This is a genomic window from Acinetobacter sp. D009, from assembly GCF_038562025.1.
Classification (GTDB): domain Bacteria; phylum Pseudomonadota; class Gammaproteobacteria; order Pseudomonadales; family Moraxellaceae; genus Acinetobacter; species Acinetobacter pittii.
In genome coordinates, this window is sequence record NZ_CP151886.1 from 3,493,924 (window position 1) to 3,511,756 (window position 17,833).

17 protein-coding genes are annotated in these 17,833 nt (G+C 37.2%); 8 read left to right on the plus strand and 9 right to left on the minus strand.

The window, feature by feature from the left end; all coding sequences use genetic code 11:
- Nucleotides 1–30 precede the first annotated feature (30 nt).
- The 4 genes from AAC388_RS16655 to AAC388_RS16670 all read right to left on the minus strand — a co-directional run bounded on the left by AAC388_RS16655 (nucleotide 31) and on the right by AAC388_RS16670 (nucleotide 4,450).
- A complete protein-coding gene (locus AAC388_RS16655; RefSeq protein ID WP_086260960.1) occupies nucleotides 31–825 on the minus strand; it encodes a thioesterase family protein in 795 nt (264 codons plus the stop codon).
- Between the two features lie 121 nt (nucleotides 826–946).
- A complete protein-coding gene (uvrC, locus tag AAC388_RS16660; RefSeq protein ID WP_130119374.1) occupies nucleotides 947–2,746 on the minus strand; it encodes an excinuclease ABC subunit UvrC in 1,800 nt (599 codons plus the stop codon).
- 133 nt (nucleotides 2,747–2,879) lie between these two features.
- A complete protein-coding gene (locus AAC388_RS16665; RefSeq protein ID WP_069036519.1) occupies nucleotides 2,880–3,410 on the minus strand; it encodes a peptidoglycan hydrolase in 531 nt (176 codons plus the stop codon).
- A 212-nt stretch (nucleotides 3,411–3,622) separates the two neighbouring features.
- Nucleotides 3,623–4,450 carry a hypothetical protein gene (locus tag AAC388_RS16670; protein WP_342370955.1) on the minus strand — a complete coding sequence of 276 codons (828 nt, stop codon included), beginning with the start codon at nucleotides 4,448–4,450 and terminating at the stop codon, nucleotides 3,623–3,625.
- A 351-nt stretch (nucleotides 4,451–4,801) separates the two neighbouring features.
- Between AAC388_RS16670 and AAC388_RS16675 the strand changes: the two genes are divergently transcribed.
- Complete coding sequence (locus AAC388_RS16675) at nucleotides 4,802–5,062, plus strand: hypothetical protein (RefSeq protein WP_049081964.1); 261 nt, start codon at nucleotides 4,802–4,804, stop codon at nucleotides 5,060–5,062.
- A 45-nt stretch (nucleotides 5,063–5,107) separates the two neighbouring features.
- Here AAC388_RS16675 and lpxO read toward each other — a convergent pair whose 3' ends face one another.
- Nucleotides 5,108–6,022 carry a lipid A hydroxylase LpxO gene (gene lpxO, locus AAC388_RS16680; RefSeq protein WP_000598899.1) on the minus strand — a complete coding sequence of 305 codons (915 nt, stop codon included), beginning with the start codon at nucleotides 6,020–6,022 and terminating at the stop codon, nucleotides 5,108–5,110.
- 174 nt (nucleotides 6,023–6,196) lie between these two features.
- The gene (locus tag AAC388_RS16685; protein ID WP_171071985.1) at nucleotides 6,197–7,204 is read right to left on the minus strand and encodes a hypothetical protein; all 1,008 of its coding nucleotides are present in this window, start codon (nucleotides 7,202–7,204) and stop codon (nucleotides 6,197–6,199) included.
- 389 nt (nucleotides 7,205–7,593) lie between these two features.
- Between AAC388_RS16685 and fadB the strand changes: the two genes are divergently transcribed.
- A complete protein-coding gene (gene fadB / locus AAC388_RS16690; RefSeq protein ID WP_342370956.1) occupies nucleotides 7,594–9,747 on the plus strand; it encodes a fatty acid oxidation complex subunit alpha FadB in 2,154 nt (717 codons plus the stop codon).
- A gap of 12 nt (nucleotides 9,748–9,759) precedes the next feature.
- Complete coding sequence (fadA, locus tag AAC388_RS16695; RefSeq protein ID WP_005065826.1) at nucleotides 9,760–10,932, plus strand: acetyl-CoA C-acyltransferase FadA; 1,173 nt, start codon at nucleotides 9,760–9,762, stop codon at nucleotides 10,930–10,932.
- Between the two features lie 47 nt (nucleotides 10,933–10,979).
- Here the strand turns inward: fadA and AAC388_RS16700 are convergent, their stop codons facing one another.
- Nucleotides 10,980–11,471: a hypothetical protein gene (locus AAC388_RS16700; protein ID WP_342370957.1), complete on the minus strand. Its 492-nt coding sequence runs from the start codon at nucleotides 11,469–11,471 to the stop codon at nucleotides 10,980–10,982.
- Nucleotides 11,472–11,749: 278 nt separating this feature from the next.
- On the opposite strand from AAC388_RS16700, the gene AAC388_RS16705 reads away from it, so the two are divergent.
- Nucleotides 11,750–12,466, plus strand: a complete 717-nt coding sequence (locus AAC388_RS16705) for a hypothetical protein (protein WP_161282772.1) — start codon at nucleotides 11,750–11,752, stop codon at nucleotides 12,464–12,466.
- Between the two features lie 69 nt (nucleotides 12,467–12,535).
- Here the strand turns inward: AAC388_RS16705 and AAC388_RS16710 are convergent, their stop codons facing one another.
- The gene (locus AAC388_RS16710) at nucleotides 12,536–13,180 is read right to left on the minus strand and encodes an alpha/beta hydrolase (RefSeq protein ID WP_270906800.1); all 645 of its coding nucleotides are present in this window, start codon (nucleotides 13,178–13,180) and stop codon (nucleotides 12,536–12,538) included.
- A 71-nt stretch (nucleotides 13,181–13,251) separates the two neighbouring features.
- Between AAC388_RS16710 and AAC388_RS16715 the strand changes: the two genes are divergently transcribed.
- Nucleotides 13,252–13,617: a MerR family transcriptional regulator gene (locus AAC388_RS16715; protein ID WP_002114700.1), complete on the plus strand. Its 366-nt coding sequence runs from the start codon at nucleotides 13,252–13,254 to the stop codon at nucleotides 13,615–13,617.
- A gap of 21 nt (nucleotides 13,618–13,638) precedes the next feature.
- Here AAC388_RS16715 and AAC388_RS16720 read toward each other — a convergent pair whose 3' ends face one another.
- Nucleotides 13,639–14,397 carry a hypothetical protein gene (locus AAC388_RS16720; protein WP_342370958.1) on the minus strand — a complete coding sequence of 253 codons (759 nt, stop codon included), beginning with the start codon at nucleotides 14,395–14,397 and terminating at the stop codon, nucleotides 13,639–13,641.
- A gap of 177 nt (nucleotides 14,398–14,574) precedes the next feature.
- Between AAC388_RS16720 and AAC388_RS16725 the strand changes: the two genes are divergently transcribed.
- The 3 genes from AAC388_RS16725 to AAC388_RS16735 all read left to right on the plus strand — a co-directional run bounded on the left by AAC388_RS16725 (nucleotide 14,575) and on the right by AAC388_RS16735 (nucleotide 17,796).
- A complete protein-coding gene (locus AAC388_RS16725; protein ID WP_342370959.1) occupies nucleotides 14,575–15,276 on the plus strand; it encodes a DsbA family oxidoreductase in 702 nt (233 codons plus the stop codon).
- 359 nt (nucleotides 15,277–15,635) lie between these two features.
- Nucleotides 15,636–16,778, plus strand: coding sequence for a hypothetical protein (locus tag AAC388_RS16730; RefSeq protein WP_068612661.1), 1,143 nt, complete (start codon nucleotides 15,636–15,638; stop codon nucleotides 16,776–16,778).
- Between the two features lie 124 nt (nucleotides 16,779–16,902).
- Nucleotides 16,903–17,796 carry a selenocysteine synthase gene (locus AAC388_RS16735; protein WP_342370960.1) on the plus strand — a complete coding sequence of 298 codons (894 nt, stop codon included), beginning with the start codon at nucleotides 16,903–16,905 and terminating at the stop codon, nucleotides 17,794–17,796.
- Nucleotides 17,797–17,833: the final 37 nt, after the last annotated feature.

The window sequence follows — 17,833 nt, forward strand, 5'->3', positions numbered from 1 at the left end:
CGAAATATATGAATCGAGGAAGTGGACTGCTTAGGTAAATACCGTAACAGTTTGCCGTAAAATTGCAATTAAATGATCATTTTGGTCCCAAAGATGGGCATATTCTGTGGAATAACCTTCACCTGCATATTCGGTTACCACTTTATATTTAAACCAGTCACACAATTGATGTTGGAACGGATGGACATAGGTAATGTGCCAAGTTAAAGAACTTGCAGGAGCAACTTGCTTAAACATCGGCAATACACCAGGTGGCCAAATATCCATCAAGACAATTAAATCTGGCAAAGTCATTTGACGATTTTCATGCTTATCGGGATTAAACCTTGACCATCCTCCAAAGTCAGCATACTGACTTCCTGTAACAGGATAATGACCTTCCGCCCAGCATACATCAAAATGTTGATAGCATTCTGGCATTTGTCTAGCAAAAGGAATAGGTTGTAACTCTTCAGGTTGCCTATAAACTGGAACGATAGGCTCATGTCGCACTTCAATATTCGACGCACGCGGCACACCAAAGCTCGCAACCAAAATCGTTTGTACCGCACCATCTTGCCATAAACGGGTTTCAAGCGTAGTGACCGACTTTCCTTCCCTTAAAATTTCAATAGTCAATTGGGCAGCTCCCTGCTGTACAGGGCCCACGAAAGTAACACTACAACTTAATAATCTTTTATTTGGATCTTGAATATTGCAGCAGGCTTTTTGCATGAGTAGGCCAGCAACAAGACCACCAAAAACAGTTCGCCCCTGCAACCACCCTTCAGGTATTTCAATCCATTCCTTTTGTTTTATTTCTTCAAATAATTGCAGTAATGACATTCACTTCCCTAAAGCACTCTGACTTTTGATGAAACATTTTTCATCATTTTAAAGGGAAAGTGAATGATCATTCTTGTACTTATATCCCAACTATTTGGTCACTCGGCATAGAAACCTATCTTTATTCATGCAGAATTTTATAAATCGTTCTTGCCATCATTTCACCAAAACCGGGCACAAGAGTAAGCTCTTTTTCAGATGCTTTTAAAACGCCTTGGATTCCACCAAAATGAGTTAATAAATCTCGACGGCGCTTTGGCCCCAACCCAGGAATTGCCTCTAAAACTGAGGTACTGCGGCGTTTGTCGCGTTTAGCACGATGCTTGGTAATCGCAAAACGATGGGCTTCATCACGCACCTGCTGAATTAAATGCAATGCCTTATGGTCTTCCGGTAACTGGATTTTTGTGCCGTCAGTAAAATGCAGGGTTTCAAGTCCGGGTTTACGCCCTTCACCTTTAGATACACCCACCATAAAAGCGTCTAGGCCCAGCTCTTGCATGACCTCCATCGCCATATGAAGTTGGCCTTTACCACCATCAATCAACAGTAAATCAGGCAATATGGCCTTTTTATAACGTCGTGTTAAGGCTTGACGCATAGCTGCATAGTCATCGCCTGCTGTGATGTCTTGAATGGCAAATTGGCGGTAGTCACGCTTACGAGCACCCCCTTGATCAAACACGACACATGAAGCAATTGGAGCTTCACCCATGGTATGACTAATATCAAAACACTCAATACGATCGACAGGTCTTCCCACCACTTGCTCTAACTGATGGAAACGTTCATTAAGTTCTAAATGATTACTCAACTGCCCCTTAATGGCATGTTGAACGTTCATTTCGGCTAGCTCCAGCCACTCGGCACGAGTTTCTCGAACATTATTCTTAATCTGAACTTTTTTGCCAAACTGCTGTGCCAATGCTTCTTCTAATTCTTTGCAGTCAGGCAAAGCAATATTTACGATAAGCTCATTGGGAACTTCATCTGCAACCTGAAAGTAAAAATTCGCCATAAAGTCACTGAGCATTTGCCCAAGATCATCACCAAGCATGTCTGGGAAATAACTTTTTCCACCCAGCATTCGCCCATTGCGTACATACATTATTTGCACGCATGTCACACCTGCCTGATATGCAATTGCCAGAATATCCGCTTCGCCTTTGACTTTAAACACGGCTTGTTGTGCTTGAACTTCACGCAGTAAAGATAATCGATCACGGTAAAAAACAGCTTTTTCAAATTCAAGCTCAGCCGCTGCTTGTTCCATTTTGGCAATGAGTTCTTGATTAAGCTCTTTGGTATCACCTTGCAAAAAGCGAATACTATTATTAACGTCTTCTTTATAATCTTCGGGCGAAATCAGACCTACGCACGGAGCTGAACACCGCTTGATTTGATATTGCAAACATGGACGCTTGCGCTGTGAGAAATAGCTATTTTCACACTGACGTACATTAAAAAGTTTTTGCAAAACTAGTAACGTATCACGTGCACTATAAGCACTTGGATAAGGTCCAAAAAACTTACCAATTTGGTGTTTTCCTTTGCCACGCCCGCTCGCAAGCCGAGGATAAGGCTTATCAGCCGAAACAAAAATATAGACATAAGACTTATCGTCCCGCAGCATAATGTTATAAGGCGGACGATGTTGTTTAATTAAGTTTTGTTCTAAGAGTAAAGCTTCAGTTTCCGAACGAGTAACCAAAGTTTCAATATCATAAATTCGTGCAACTAAAGCTTGCGTTTTAGGATGCTCAATCGTTTTAACAAAATAACTCGACACCCGATTTTTTAGATTTTTTGCTTTGCCGACATATAACAATTCACCCTCCTTCCCTAGCATTTTATAAACACCTGGAAGCTGGGTCATGTTGGCTAAAATTTTTTCAATATGAGGACGAGCGTTTTGATTCACTATTGGCATGCATGGCTTAATACTGAATACCTAATGTGATGTTTTCATCCTTACTTTTCAAGTGCTTTACCGTGCCAGAACATAAATTTGGAAAGGGATTTAGATATGACCCGACAGACTGTGTCGTACTTGCTTAAGAATCTAGACGATAGTAACTATATTTAACGTCTTTTTCTTTGTAGACCGCATAGGTTTTTTGACGAAAATCCGAGAACCAACCATTGCCCGTATAGCCTGCAATATGACCATAGGTGTGACCACTTGTTCGCTCAATAATGTAAATGTCACCTTCTTGTGGACGGTTGAAAGCAGGTTTAATTTTCTTATAACCATTCTTTTCTAACGTTTGCCCCCAATCAGAAGCAGCTACAGGATGCTTTGATACATCTGCTCCAGCCGCTTGTAGAGCAATACGGATATTTTTGGCGCATTTCTCTTTACTATGGTTGGCAGAGATACTTTCGAGCTTACTTGAGAACTTATGTAGATTAATATTTTGATCTTCAGTTTTATGATTTTGAGTTTTAGATCGTTTAGATTTTTCAGTCGTCGAAGCTGCTTGTCTTAACATCACTTTTGTTTTTAAATCGCCTTGAGAACTGTCTTCTTTTCTCTCTTCGATATGATGAACATGTGCATGAGCTGCGTGATGAGCATGAGCCATTTTAAAACCTACTTCCGCTGACCAGTCTTCGAAAAAACCGCGCCATTGTAGAATCAAAATTGCCTATTGGCTCTTAATAGTTGTAACAAATTACCAGCACTGTGAAATAGGTCACAAAAGCTATTAGATACTTTATGTCATAAAAAAACGCCCTTTCGGGCGCTTTAATATTTGTATAAATATACGTTACAAATGAAATTCAATTACTGAGCTTAAGGCTCCCCTTTCCAAGTTTTAATCATAGTATCCGCAGCAATTTCACTAACAAAGTGACAATATTTACCTGCATAAGGTGGAACATATTCGTCCACACCCGACTTATGGTAGTACTGCCCAGAATATTCGGTATCGTTTATTGTAAATTTCATTGCTAATAATAACTCATCGCGCGACCAGTTAATACCTTGCCATGTTCCCATTACAGGCGCAGTAGCATTTGATTCTGTATATAAAGGTGCAGTACCGTCACTAGAGAACCCAATATAATCTTTATTGCTGTAAGTTTTATTAATCATCCAGCAGGTGGAACCTTTCGGAAAATTAGCTACATTTTGTTGTAATAATGCATTGTAATAATCTTCAAAAAAGCCCTGTTGACTAAGTGGTAATGACTCATAAATCCACTGACCTAAATACTTAGTCACTGGTTGACCTGAAATATCAATTTTAATTAAATCTTGATTTAAAAATAAATTATCGTCTTTCACTAAATTGGCAGGTTGATAGTTTAAGACTTTATCTGAAAATTGAACTTGTGTACCCAGCAAATACCATGTCCCATCTGTTGTTTTAATGGGTTCCAAGGTCACGCCCCGATCAGTGAAATAATGTCGACTAAGCTCATAACCTAATGGACGCCCATCAGGATAGCTTATATAAATCTTATTATCCTGAATCTTATAATTTTTCTTCTCAATTATTGGATTCCCAGCGATCTGACCCACAGAAAAACCAACAAGTCTCTCACCTTGTTCCTCTGTCTCATCATTACATGCTGAAAGGCTTAATATACATAAACATGGAAGTAGTATTTTTTTCATTTTATTCCTCGAGTCAAATTATTAATATAATGTAATCTGAATTATCAATAATTTTCTCTTTTTATCAATCTAAAATTAAATACTCAGATAAAAAGCACTATGTTTTTATTAAGAACTATTTTATAAAATTTTAATCTTAGACTAAGAAAAACCATATAATTAAATAAGATGACCCACTGCTATTATCTTTTTTCTAAATTATTTTATAGTCTTTTTTTATTTTTTCTTTTAGAAAAGAGAACTAAAATTTTCATGCTAAATTAATCTAAAAACCTAATCATTAACATCACGAATCTTTATAAAAGTTTTGTGTTAATTAGACTAGCAGGTTAAATTCCATTGAAATATCCCATGCCCTTACAAGAAATGATATCAAATATTGAACATGTTTCTGATGAACACACCATCTATGCTGAACAACCTTGGGATATTACATCCAAAGCAATTGCTCTATCAAACGATGAAAAGATGGAGGTTTTTATCAAGGATACGTGCTACAGCTATTTTCTTGAAGTATTTATTATCAGAGAGTTAATAGAAGACTTAGATGACTCTTTAAATAATCAAGACCTTGTATTTAAGATCATTCAATACGCAATAAATGATGCATGATGAATATCATTATTTAAAATAAAAACGCCCTTTCGGGCGCTTTAATTAAAATACATATGGTCGAACAAAAATCAGGAAAAAAATCCCAAGCATCAAGAACCATTTTAAGAAGTAATACAACTTACGGTTCTTAGCTTTTAAAGCCTTAGCTTTAATACGAATTTGATAGACATAACCAAAAGCTTTATTTAGGCCACCTGTTTGGTCGCCTGTTTCATTCGGTGAACTTGCCGCAGTCATCACATTACGACCAAACCAATGGTTGAAACGCTCCATCCATTTTACTTTCATTGGACGTTCAACGTCTGCAAAGAAAATAATACGGTTTTGATCAGTCTTATTTTCAGCATAGTGAATATAAGTTTCATCAAATACAACACTTTGACCATCACGCCAAGAATATCTTTCGCCATCGACATCAATAAAACAACGGTCATCATTTGGTGTAATTAGACCTAAGTGATAACGCAAAGAACCTGCATACGGATCACGGTGTCTTACCAAACGGCTGTCAGGTGCAAGCTCGGTAAACATTGCTGCTTTAATTGTCGGCAATGTTTTAAGAAGTGCTGTAGTTTTTGGGCAAAGCTCAGCAGCAGATGGATGACTCGATTCATACCATTTGAGGTAAAAACGCTTCCAACCTGTTTTAAAGAATGAGTTAAAACCTAAATCGTTATAGGTACTTGAAGCTTTAATCCCACCTTGGTCATATAAAGCTTTCGCTTCATCTCGAATCATTTCCCAATTTTCATCCAGCACTTTTAAATCTTTAAAATGCTGTGTATCGATATAAGGTTGATTCGGCACCTTTGAAAAGATGTACATTAAAAAGTTAATCGGTGCGAGCAAGGTTGAATGGTCAAAAAATTGACGATAAAACGAGTGACGCACTTTGCCGCGATGTTGAATATACAATGCTGATATCACAAAAATCGCTAATATGATCCACTTAATCATATAGTTACTCGCATTTAAGCATCTTTAAAGATACTTCGAAGGAATTTGAAATTGAGGGAATAATAACAAAGTCTCGAAGAAAATTCAGACCTAGATCAGCAAGTATTATTTTTTGGCTAAATAGAAATCTCAAAAATAACCATTTTTGAGATTTCTCAAACTCAACTTCCAAAGTTAGTCTTGATATGGTTTCCAATCTAATCCAGTCAGAGAAACAAGTGCTTTTGCAGCGGTTTCATTATAGGCATAACAACCAGATTTCAATTGAGCAATTGTTAATTGGGCAAAACGGAGCTCTTCAGGATCATCTGTATTTTTTAAATATATTTCCCAATGCTTAATCTCTTGATCAGCAGTCCAAGCAATGTTACTCGTATAATTTGCTTTATAGAGCTTACCTTGATATTGCACCGCAACACCATCACCAATAGCAAAACCTAAAGTAGTATCATAAATCGTTGTCCATAGAACATTTTGCCATGATCCCTTAACTGCTTTATAAGTAAAACCAAATGGATTTGTTTGATTCAAATAATTAAGATAAGGACCATTTTCAGCATCAAACTGATCAAAACTTTGATTAATTTCATAGTTTTGATCAATATTAAATGCAAATGTTTCTTGATTAGATTTTTTTGAAACTAAACGATAACAGCTACTCCCTTGAGGGAATTTATTCTGTCCATAGGTAGTAAGAAATAGACGCCCATTAGTCGTACTTTCATCACTCACTGAAAAGCCTAATGCTCGATATCCTGGCAAGACAGTATCAAACATATTCTTATCAGATAAATCAACTCTTTGAAATTTCCAATCCTCTTTAACATCTCCAATGATGTCTAATCTCCAATCTGTCATTGAATTAAAATTCATGACATTGAGTGCTTTATCAGTAGGGAAATAGAGTTTTTTCTCTGTTAATAAATACTCATTTAAAGCTTGATTAGAGGAGCCATCTATTGATTTTTTATTAAAAATTTCAAAATAAGCATTATTTAGCTCATCTGTTTTTTCATTAGCATTGTAATCCATAAAATAATAACGCGTACCATCCGCAATAGAATCTTGTGATGTACCACTTTGGTTGTTATTTGCAGAATTATTATCACTGGAACCACCGCCTCCACATGCACTCAACATAAAAGGAAGGATGGCCAAAATCATAAATTTATTTTTTAACATAATAGATACTTTATTGAACATTTTTATAACACAAAGTTTATCCAAAGATAAAAAAATAGACAATACTGTCTGTCTAATAATTCACACAAAATATTAATTTTTATTACTAGACCAAAAATAATTTATTAATTGTCTACTACATTTTCTAACTTTATCTTGTCCCTTCTTAACAAGAAGCTTTTACAATTAAAAATATATTTTTCATAAATATAGATTAAAAAAATTATTTAAAAATAATTGATGACCCTTGCGTCACGGCTTGATACAACTTGTCAGGTTTTTTTTAGATATAGTTATCGTAAGATTAGCGAAGCATAAATGTGTACCTAAGATGTGCACACGCTTCATAACATCAACTTAGAAGTCCTCCAAAACTAAGGAGATCAGGCATGATCCACGCTGGCAATGCCATTACCGTCCAAATGCTTTCGGACGGAATTGCAGAATTCCGCTTTGACTTACAAGGTGAGTCGGTCAATAAATTTAACCGTGCAACAATTGAAGATTTCCAAGCTGCTATTGCTGCGGTAAAAGCAAATAATGATATTAAAGGCTTAGTTGTTACCTCAGGCAAATCGACATTTATTGTTGGGGCAGACATTACCGAATTTGGTGAAAACTTCGCACAAGGCGAAAAAGCGATTGTTGACTGGCTTATGCCTGTTCACGAAATCTTCAATAGCTTTGAAGATTTAGAGATTCCAAAAGTTGTTGCTATTAACGGTATGGCGTTAGGTGGCGGTTTTGAAATGTGTTTAGTTTGTGACTATCGTGTGATGTCAGAAGCTGCACAAGTGGGCTTACCGGAAATTAAACTTGGTATTTACCCAGGTTTTGGCGGTAGCGTACGTTTAAGCCGTCTGATCGGTATCGACAACGCGGTTGAATGGATGGCGATGGCTGCTCCTAAAAAACCGGCTGCTGCTCTAAAAGATGGTGCTGTAGATGCGGTTGTAGCTGCTGATAAATTACTTGAAGCTGCAACTGACTTGGTTAAGCAAGCAATTTCTGGTCGTTTAAACTGGAAAGCAAAACGTCAAGAAAAGCTTGAAGCTGTAAAATTGAATCCGCTTGAACAAATGATGGCGTTCAATACTGCGAAAGGTGCAGTGCTTGCTAAAGCAAACCCTGCTCAATACCCTGCTCCAAAATTATTACTTGATTCATTACAAGCAGGTGCAAGCCTTGCGCGTGACGAAGCATTGAAAGCGGAAGCGAAAGGTTTTGCAAAAGCTGCGATTACACCACAAGCTGGTGCATTGATTGGTTTATTCCTCAATGACCAAGTTGTTAAGAAAACTGCTAAAAAATATGAAAAAGGTGCACATCCTGTAAACCAAGCAGCTGTACTTGGCGCTGGTATCATGGGTGGTGGTATTGCTTACCAAGCGGCAAGCAAAGGTACACCAATTATCATGAAAGATATTGGTAATCCGCAACTTGCTTTAGGTATGAAAGAAGCGAACAGCTTGTTAACTAAACAAGTTGAACGTAAGAAAATGAAACCTGCGCAAATGGGTGAAACGCTTGCACGTATCCGTCCTACTTTAAGCTACGATGAGTTTAAAGAAGTTGATATCGTGATCGAAGCAGTTACAGAAAATCCAAAAGTAAAAGAAATGGTGCTTGCGGATACTGAGAAGAATGTTCGTGAAAATACGATTATTGCTTCTAATACTTCTACGATTTCAATCACACGTTTAGCAAAAGCATTACAACGTCCTGAAAACTTCGTTGGTATGCACTTCTTCAACCCAGTTCACATGATGCCGCTTGTAGAAGTTATTCGTGGTGAAAAGACTTCTGAAGAAGCGATTGCAACTACTGTTGTTCTTGCTCAAAAAATGGGTAAAACACCGATCGTTGTAAACGACTGCCCAGGATTCTTGGTTAACCGTGTATTGTTCCCTTACTTTGGTGCGTTTGACCTTCTTGTAAAAGACGGCGCAGACTTCCAGCAAGTTGACAATGTAATGTCTAAGTTTGGTTGGCCAATGGGTCCTGCTTACCTTATCGACGTTGTAGGTATCGACACGGGTGTACATGGTGCAGAAGTCATGGCTGAAGGTTTCCCAGACCGTATGAAGCCAGACTACAAAGGTTCAATCCAAGCAATGTACGAAGCTAAACGTCTTGGTCAAAAGAATGACGTTGGTTTCTACAAATACGAACTCGATAAGAAAGGCAAGAAAGCAAAAACTGTTGACCCAACAGCGTATGAAATCATTGCTCCTTTCGTCACTGGTGAAAAACGCGAGTTTGATAACCAAGAAATCATTGACCGCATGATGCTTGCTTTCTGTAACGAAACAGTTCGTTGCTTAGAAGACAACATCGTTGCAACTGCTGCTGAAGCAGACATGGCAATGATTATGGGTGTAGGTTTCCCTCCATTCCGTGGTGGTCCATGTCGTTATATCGACCAGACTGGTGTTGCTGAATACGTTGCACTTTGCGACAAATATGCACACTTAGGTAAGGCTTATGAAGCGCCACAAATGTTGCGCGACATGGCTGCTAACAACAAAAAATTCTACGGTTAAGGAGCAACGTGAATGGCTACTTTAAATCCACGTGACGTTGTCATCGTTGATGGCGTACGTTCTGCAATGGGTAAAACCAAAAACGGTATGTTCCGTAATGTACGTGCTGACAGCTTATCTGCTGAATTGGTTCGTGCACTCGTTGCTCGTAACCAGTTTGATGTAAACGAAGTTGAAGACCTGATCTGGGGCTGTGTAAACCAGACTCTAGAACAAGGTATGAACATTGGCCGTAACATCGGCTTATTGGCTGACTTACCAAAAACTGTTGCTGGTCAAACAGTAAACCGTCTTTGTGGTTCTTCTATGCAAGCGCTTCATACTGCTGCTGCACAGATTGCAACAAACCAAGGTGATATTTTCATTATTGGTGGTGTAGAGCACATGGGCCACGTAGGTATGATGCATGGCATCGACCTAAACCCAGAAGCATCTAAACACTATGCAAAAGCATCTAACATGATGGGCTTAACTGCTGAAATGTTAGGTCGTATGAATGGCATTAGCCGTGAAGAGCAAGACGCTTTTGGTGTTGAATCTCACCGCCGTGCTTGGGCTGCAACTCAAGAAGGTCGTTTCAAAAACGAAATCGTTGGTGTTGAAGGCCACGATGCTAATGGCTTTAAAATCCTTTGCGACATCGATGAAGTAATTCGTCCAGATGCAAACCTTGAAGCGTTCAAAGCATTACGTCCTGTATTTGACCCGAAAGGTGGTACGGTAACGGCTGCTACATCTTCAGCTTTATCTGATGGTGCTTCTGCAATGTTACTTATGTCTGCTGAACGCGCACAAGCGTTAGGTTTAAAACCACGCGCTGTAATTCGCTCTATGGCAGTTGCAGGTTGTGATGCAGCAATCATGGGTTACGGTCCAGTTCCAGCAACTCAAAAAGCGCTTAAACGTGCTGGTTTAACGATGGCTGATATTCAAACTATCGAGTTAAACGAAGCATTTGCTGCTCAAGGCTTATCAGTAATGAAAGGCTTAGGTATTTATGACAAGCAAGACATCATTAACTTAAATGGTGGTGCGATTGCTTTGGGTCACCCACTAGGTTGTTCTGGTGCGCGTATCACCACTACGTTATTGAACGTAATGGAACAACAAGATACTCAAATCGGTCTTGCGACCATGTGTATCGGCCTTGGTCAAGGTATTGCAACAGTGATCGAACGTGTTTAATTAACACCAAGATAAAAAAATCCCCGCTCAATGCGGGGATTTTTATTTTATCGGCCTTTTAACCCATCTTGAATTTGCTGTTGTAAATTTATGAGGTCATTAAGGTTAACTTTCATCGTACCATCACGATAAGCACCAACATTACTTCGGTTAATATTCAAAGGTCTTAACATTTCAAAAATGCCGTTGGTTGGATCAGAAGACTGTATTCCACCCGCTACCGCTAAAATATATTCTTGTAGAAATGGAGAAAGCTGGGACAAATCGGGCTGTGCCATAACTGGCTGATAATCTACTGTCGTCATGCCTTCAGGGACTAAAGCATTCTGTATATCGTAATGAGCTTTATACTCATGATGTTGCAGCGCCTGACGCACTTTTTTATCTTCTTGAAAGGGTACAAATCCCACCTCTTCACGTAGCTCAGATTCAGCCATAACGCGAATTGTTGGTAAAGTAGCCACTTCTTCTGCTTGAACAGTCGGTAAACCCATAAAAGCAAATGCAGCAATGAAGGCTGATTGTTTTAGAAAGTTCATAACTTGCTCCAAAAATCAGTCACCCTATTTCAATTAAAAGATGATGATTAAATTAAAAGTATCTATAAATAGGCTACAACAAAGTCGAATTTGATTCAGTAAGGCTCAGATAAACGGTAAATATAATTAAAATTTTTAATGTAATAGTAAGGGACTTTCTAAAATATTTTAGAAATTAGTCTGAGTATAACTAAGTCAGATCATACTACTAGATTTAAATATTAAGATCTTTTGTTTATAGTCAAACTTTTATAAATCCATTGAATTCAACAGAAATAATGAACTTTAAAGTATTAAATCAGAATATTCTTATGAGCTGCCTACTCGTCATTTTCTTTCTCACTGGTTGTGCGAGTAACCGAATTATTGGTGAGAACACGCGAGAGCTATTTACAAAATATGACTCAGGCCATGAATGGATCACTTTAATTGAAGATGATGTAATTGCATTTGGTAAACCATCAGTATCTCTCCCTAATGAATCAGAGGACAGTGTTGTCATCGCCGGGAAAAAATATAGTTATGTCATTAGTAAAGGCGGTAACGATTTCATTCAATTAATTAATCAATTAAATCCACAATATATTCAAATAAGTAATGAGCTAGATTTTAATGCTCCAGCTCCGGATAGTAATCATTTTTACGGACATATTAGATTTTCTTACACCCCACCTAATGGGAAATTGAACGAGAAAGAATCAGCTTTATTTAAACAATATGGTGTAGTTCCATGTGGCTGTGCAAAGACATCAGAACCACATAAATTTGATTTAAATATTAAAGGAACTGTTTATCCTCCTGTAAACAATCTTAAAACTATAACCCCTTTATCTAAGCCATATCACGTTAAAATCCAATATCTTCACGATAAAAGTGGAAAAGTGCCCCTATCAACTAAAGAGAAGCTAGCAAGTTTACCACTGCTTCCGTTTACCTTAACTTTCGATATTATCGCTTTACCTGCGAAAGTCATGGGTATCATTTACCAGCCCTAATAGACTACGAATAAAAATTACAAACTTTCAGTAAAGATAAAAAATCCCCGCTTACTACGGGGATTTTTATTAATCATTTAACATCTGTTTTAAAGAATCAACTAATTGCGGAAATTTCGTATAACCTTCTCTACCTAAAAAATGCCCACCATTAGGAACAGTAATGTACGGCGCATCAATTTCTTTCGCCAATTCAATAGTCAGTTTGGGCGGAACCAAATCATCATTATCCGATAAATACACCAGCTTTTTCTTTGTGTCCTTAAAGTAATCCGTATCGACTTTACTCTTCGTTATATAACTATTAAGAACAGAAGAATCTGAAATGAGACCAGAGAATCCAGATACTAAAATCATTCCTCCAATATTTTGATAGTCATGTCTTTGTAAAAAGTGCAGTAACGTAATCACTCCTAAACTGTGCGCAACAAAATAGGTATTCTCATCCACCTTAGGGATCTGTTGATCTAAAACCTTTTGCCATGCATCTACGTCCGGATTCTCAGAATCTGGAAATGGAATTAAGGTAACAGTTGTATGTTCATCTTCTATTTGATGTTTTAAATCTAAAAACCAATGATCATCTATAGAAGCAGAGTAACCATGGAGCACAAATATTTGACGCATGTTCTTCTCCTGAAGTTCAAGTGTTTTGGCATTTGCAACAAATGACATTAATCCGAATAACACCAATAAAATGAGTTTTCTGATCATTGAACAAGTACCATTTTGAAAGATAAAAACATGCTAAACTATGACACCACTGTTAAGGTCAACCCCATTTTATGAACTTAGCTAAAGTTGCCGAGCTTACAAAAGTAAGTCCTCGTATGCTGCGTTATTACGAGAGCTTAGGGCTTATACAGCCTCTTCGAGCGAGTAATAACTATCGAAGTTATACGCAAAAAGATATTGAAAATATTAAGAAAATTAAAATATTAAATGATGCAGGCATGCACCTAAAAGATATTCAGGTTTTGCTGCCTTGTTTTGATTTAGATGAACGAGTATTTACACTATGCTCAGTGGTTCAAGAAAAACTGCAAACTGAACTCATGCATGTGTCTGAGCAGTTAAACAAACTGCAAACTTCTCAAAGTTTATTACAATCTTTTTTAACCAAAGGGAAAGTCGAGAGCACCAAATCATAATATTTGATGCTCATACTTTGCTTATTCTTTTAAATCTCCTTCGAGCGCAGCCACATTCTTTTTCTTAATTTTTTCAATTTTTGCATTTAGCTTTAGAACATCTTGATAAAGCCCATTAAACTTTTTGACCTGAGCATTTTCATGAAAAAGAATCATCTGATCTTTCTTTTGCCATTCATAATTTTTTAGAAGCTTAAACATTTCTTCTGCTTTATCTAAAATTTGTAGCTCAATCATAAAAATTGCATGATCTTGATCTGTTTTTTGCTGAGTTCCCAATTTCATTTCAAGAAGTTGCCTCATCTCTGCATCAACAGATAACTCTTGAACCTTTGCTAAGAAAGTTTTATGAATCTTTTCATATTCAGTCTGATACTGATCTGACGCTTTACGGACATCGGCTAGCATCTTTTCGGTTTCTGAAAATTTTTGTTTTTTATCAAGATCTAAACGGTCCACATTTAAAAAAGTATCCCATTTGGCTGCTTTAAGTTCTCTTAAGTATGCATTGCGTGCATTAATATTTTGAATCCAATAACTTAAAAGAAATTCTGAAATTTGCTTATAGTGTCCTGCCAAACGCTTATCGTGAATATCGAGCTGGACGGGTTTAGACCAGTCTTGTGCTTGGTCATAAAGCTGATTCATTTTTTCAGTCATGACGACATCAAACATTTGACTACTGTCTTTGGCTTGCTGCTGTTTGATATGCTGATAGGTGAAAAAAATAATGCTTGTGATAACAATCAAACTTGCAATCGCAATCAAAACTCGGCGCATACACACCTCCTATTTCCCTTCTTATAGTTTTGCTCTTTATAGTTATAAAATAGAGCTTATTCTTCTTTATATGCCATTTATTTCACAATACGCAACACTGTATTCGCTACTCAAAGCTTTAAATCCTTATCCATCATCCCTATTATGATGGGTAATTAAAATTTATGAGATTCTCCCATGCGTGTAGATGTCTGGTCTGATGTAGTTTGCCCTTTTTGTTATATCGGCAAAAAACGCCTTGAGCATGTAGCTGCTGAAGCAGGTATTGATCTTGAAATTCACTGGCATAGTTTTGAATTAGATCCTGATGCGCCAGCTAAACATGACACTTCAAATACTGAACGTCTAGCTAAAAAATATGGCCGTACCTATGAAGAGATGGAAGAAATGGAGCGCAATATTGCGGCCATGGCTGCTTCTGAAGGTATTGATTTCCAATGGCAAAAGGCCAACTCAGGCAATAGTTTCAATGCACACCGTATTATTCACCTTGCGCAAAGCAAAGGTTTAGGTAATGAAGCTAAAGAAGCTTTTTTCCATGCTTATATGACCGAAGGTCTCGCAATTGGTGAACGTGAAGTTGTAGAAGAAATTGCATCTCGTATTGGTTTAGACAATGCTGAAGTTGAGTATGTATTAGATACCAACGAATTATCTGACTTTGTCCGCCATGATGAAAAAATTGCACGTGAGCAGCTTAATGTAACTGGTGTGCCATTTTTTGTATTTGATCAAAGAATTGCGCTTGCTGGTGCTCAACCTCGTGAAGTCTTTTTACAAGTTTTGGAAAAAGCTCAAATCAAAGCAAATACTGAAGAAGTCGAGCAAGATAATGCGGCTGTTTGTACCGATGAAACTTGTGATATTCCAAAGAAATAAATGAACACAATTAAAATGTGATCAAATCGTATGTTTTATCATCATTTTAGCAATAGAGCGTTCTAAAAAAAGAACTATCTAATTGCTAAAAATCAGTTTATTATTGCCGCTTAGAATATTCGCGCTGTAATGTTCTGTTTTTTATGTGTTTAATGATCGGAATTTGAAGTTTCCTTGATCTATCATCCCCCTTCACTGGGGGATTTTTTTTGGCTAAAAATAATCGCTAATAGCTTAAACTTTTTCATTTATTTCAAATATGTAAAAAAAGTTAAATTTACTTAACTTTTGTGTCTCCCTCTTGATTTTATTAGAAAAATCAACAAAAGTGGAAACAACAACAAAACATAAAGATAGATATGAAAACATTTCATGTAATGCCGTACAGGCAGCTTTTTGCACTTTTAACGATTGGATTTGGTTCAGTATGCATCGCTCATGCAGAGACCGCCTCTTCTTCGGCAAACCAACAAGTAGGAAGTACATCATCTGGAGTACAAACTGAAGTCACCACAGACGAAAATCTCTTAGATCAAATTCCGCGTTGGGTAGATGCAACCCCAACCATTTTTCCAGAGCAGTCTAGTGAGCCTATTGTTCCGCCTACCGAACAAACCGAAGATCAAACCTGGGTTGATCGTAAGCAAAAGAAAATTCGTAATTGGGCCGATCGTACTTCTGAAAAAATTGATAATTGGTTTGGTGAAGTTGATCCACAAAAACCTGCAACAGCAACCATTCGCGTCATGGTGGATAACTATTGGAATGAATACGACAACTTTGAAATTAAGCCCAGAATTCGCGGTAAGATTAAGCTCCCTACGCTAGAAAAACGTTTAAGCGTGGTATTTGGTGATGACTCTTTAGATAATGAATTTAATAACAGCCCAGCTAATATTAACCAAAACCCAAATCAAGACTCTAATAAGAAGTTAGATGGTAAGCAAACTCGAGATGACAACAGCTCAATTGCTTTACGTTGGTCAAATTTCTCGAAAAAATTGCCTTTTGAAACCGATGCAGACTTAGGTATTCGTTCTGGAGACGATATTTATGTTCGTTTAAAAGCATCGAGAGATTGGCAACTTCGTAATGATTTTAAGTTTTATGCTGAACAAATTTATCGTTACGGCATAGACAGCGAAAACTACTTACGTACTAATCTTGAGCTTACACATGCTAGACCAAATCAACCGATTTTATCCAATCAGTTCAGCCTGACCTATGCAGATGATCAAGACGATGATTTAGCTTGGGAAAACCGAACATTCCGCGAACACAGTTTCTTTGCAAACAACCGTTTTAACTATGGTATTTATACTAGCGGTTATTACAACGACAATGACTTACGTTTAAACAGTTGGGGACCGTTTGTTTCATGGCGCCAACCCGTTTTACGTGAATGGTTCTTTGTACAAGGCGATGTAAATTACTTTAATGACCACCGCGAAGACCGTAATCATTTTGTCAGCACCTTCTTGCGTTTAGAAGCACTTTTCTAAACTAGCAAACATCACCTTGGACCTCATCCAAGGTGATGAATAACAAAATACTTTTAAATAAAATTTTAAGATTAGCCTTTTAAAGTATTGTTCTAATTTTATTTTTGATTCCTTATCTTTTAAAATGAATCAATTTTCTTCTCCATTTCAAAATAAATCGACAGTCTTCATTTGTATTTATAGTTTAGGTCTATTAGCTTTACTTCCACATACTCATTTTTTTTATCACTCTCTAAAATATAAAAGGTCACGGCGTTATCCCTATTCTTCTACGAGTTTCGCTAAAGTAAAAAGACAATCACTTTCACGCTCACCTTGTGAAGTGGAAGCAAACAATACTTTATCTGATGCTGGTTTAATTCAAGAGCTTATGGCTGTATTTGGAAATGATACGTTATGGAAACGTGCGACTCAGCCTGAACAAACTTATAAAGCCTTTGGTAAGAAAAAGAAGAAGACCTCATCGGCACAGATTTCGGCTACTAATCCACTGAGTGCAAGCTGGGCCACCATTTCAACTTGGATGCCTTTTGAAAATGACCTTGATTTAGGCTCTAACTCTGAGAGTGATGTGTATGTCCAGTTTCTGGCTAAAAAGAAATGGAATTTGAGACATAACATTAGCTTTGATACAGAGCAGATATTTCGCTACGGATCTACTAGCCGAAATTACACTGAAACCACGCTAAACCTAACGCAAAAAATGCAAGATAACACATTATTTTCTAATAAATTTAATGTGAACAAAAGCGAAAATGAAGATTACAACTGGGGCAATTGGACTTTTCAACAATTTGAGTTTGTAAAAGACAATAGTCTAACTTACGGTATTTATAGCGGTGGCGTATATACCAAAAATGATATTCGACTAAATAGCTGGGGTCCTTATATTTCATGGCGCCAACCGATATGGAGAGATTGGATTTTTATGCAAAATGATCTTAATTTTTTTAACCATATTGATGATGATCCGAAACACCAACTCAGCGTTCAAATAAATCTAGAAGCTAATTTTTAATCATAAATTCCCAAATTGTGGATAACTCTTTCTTTAT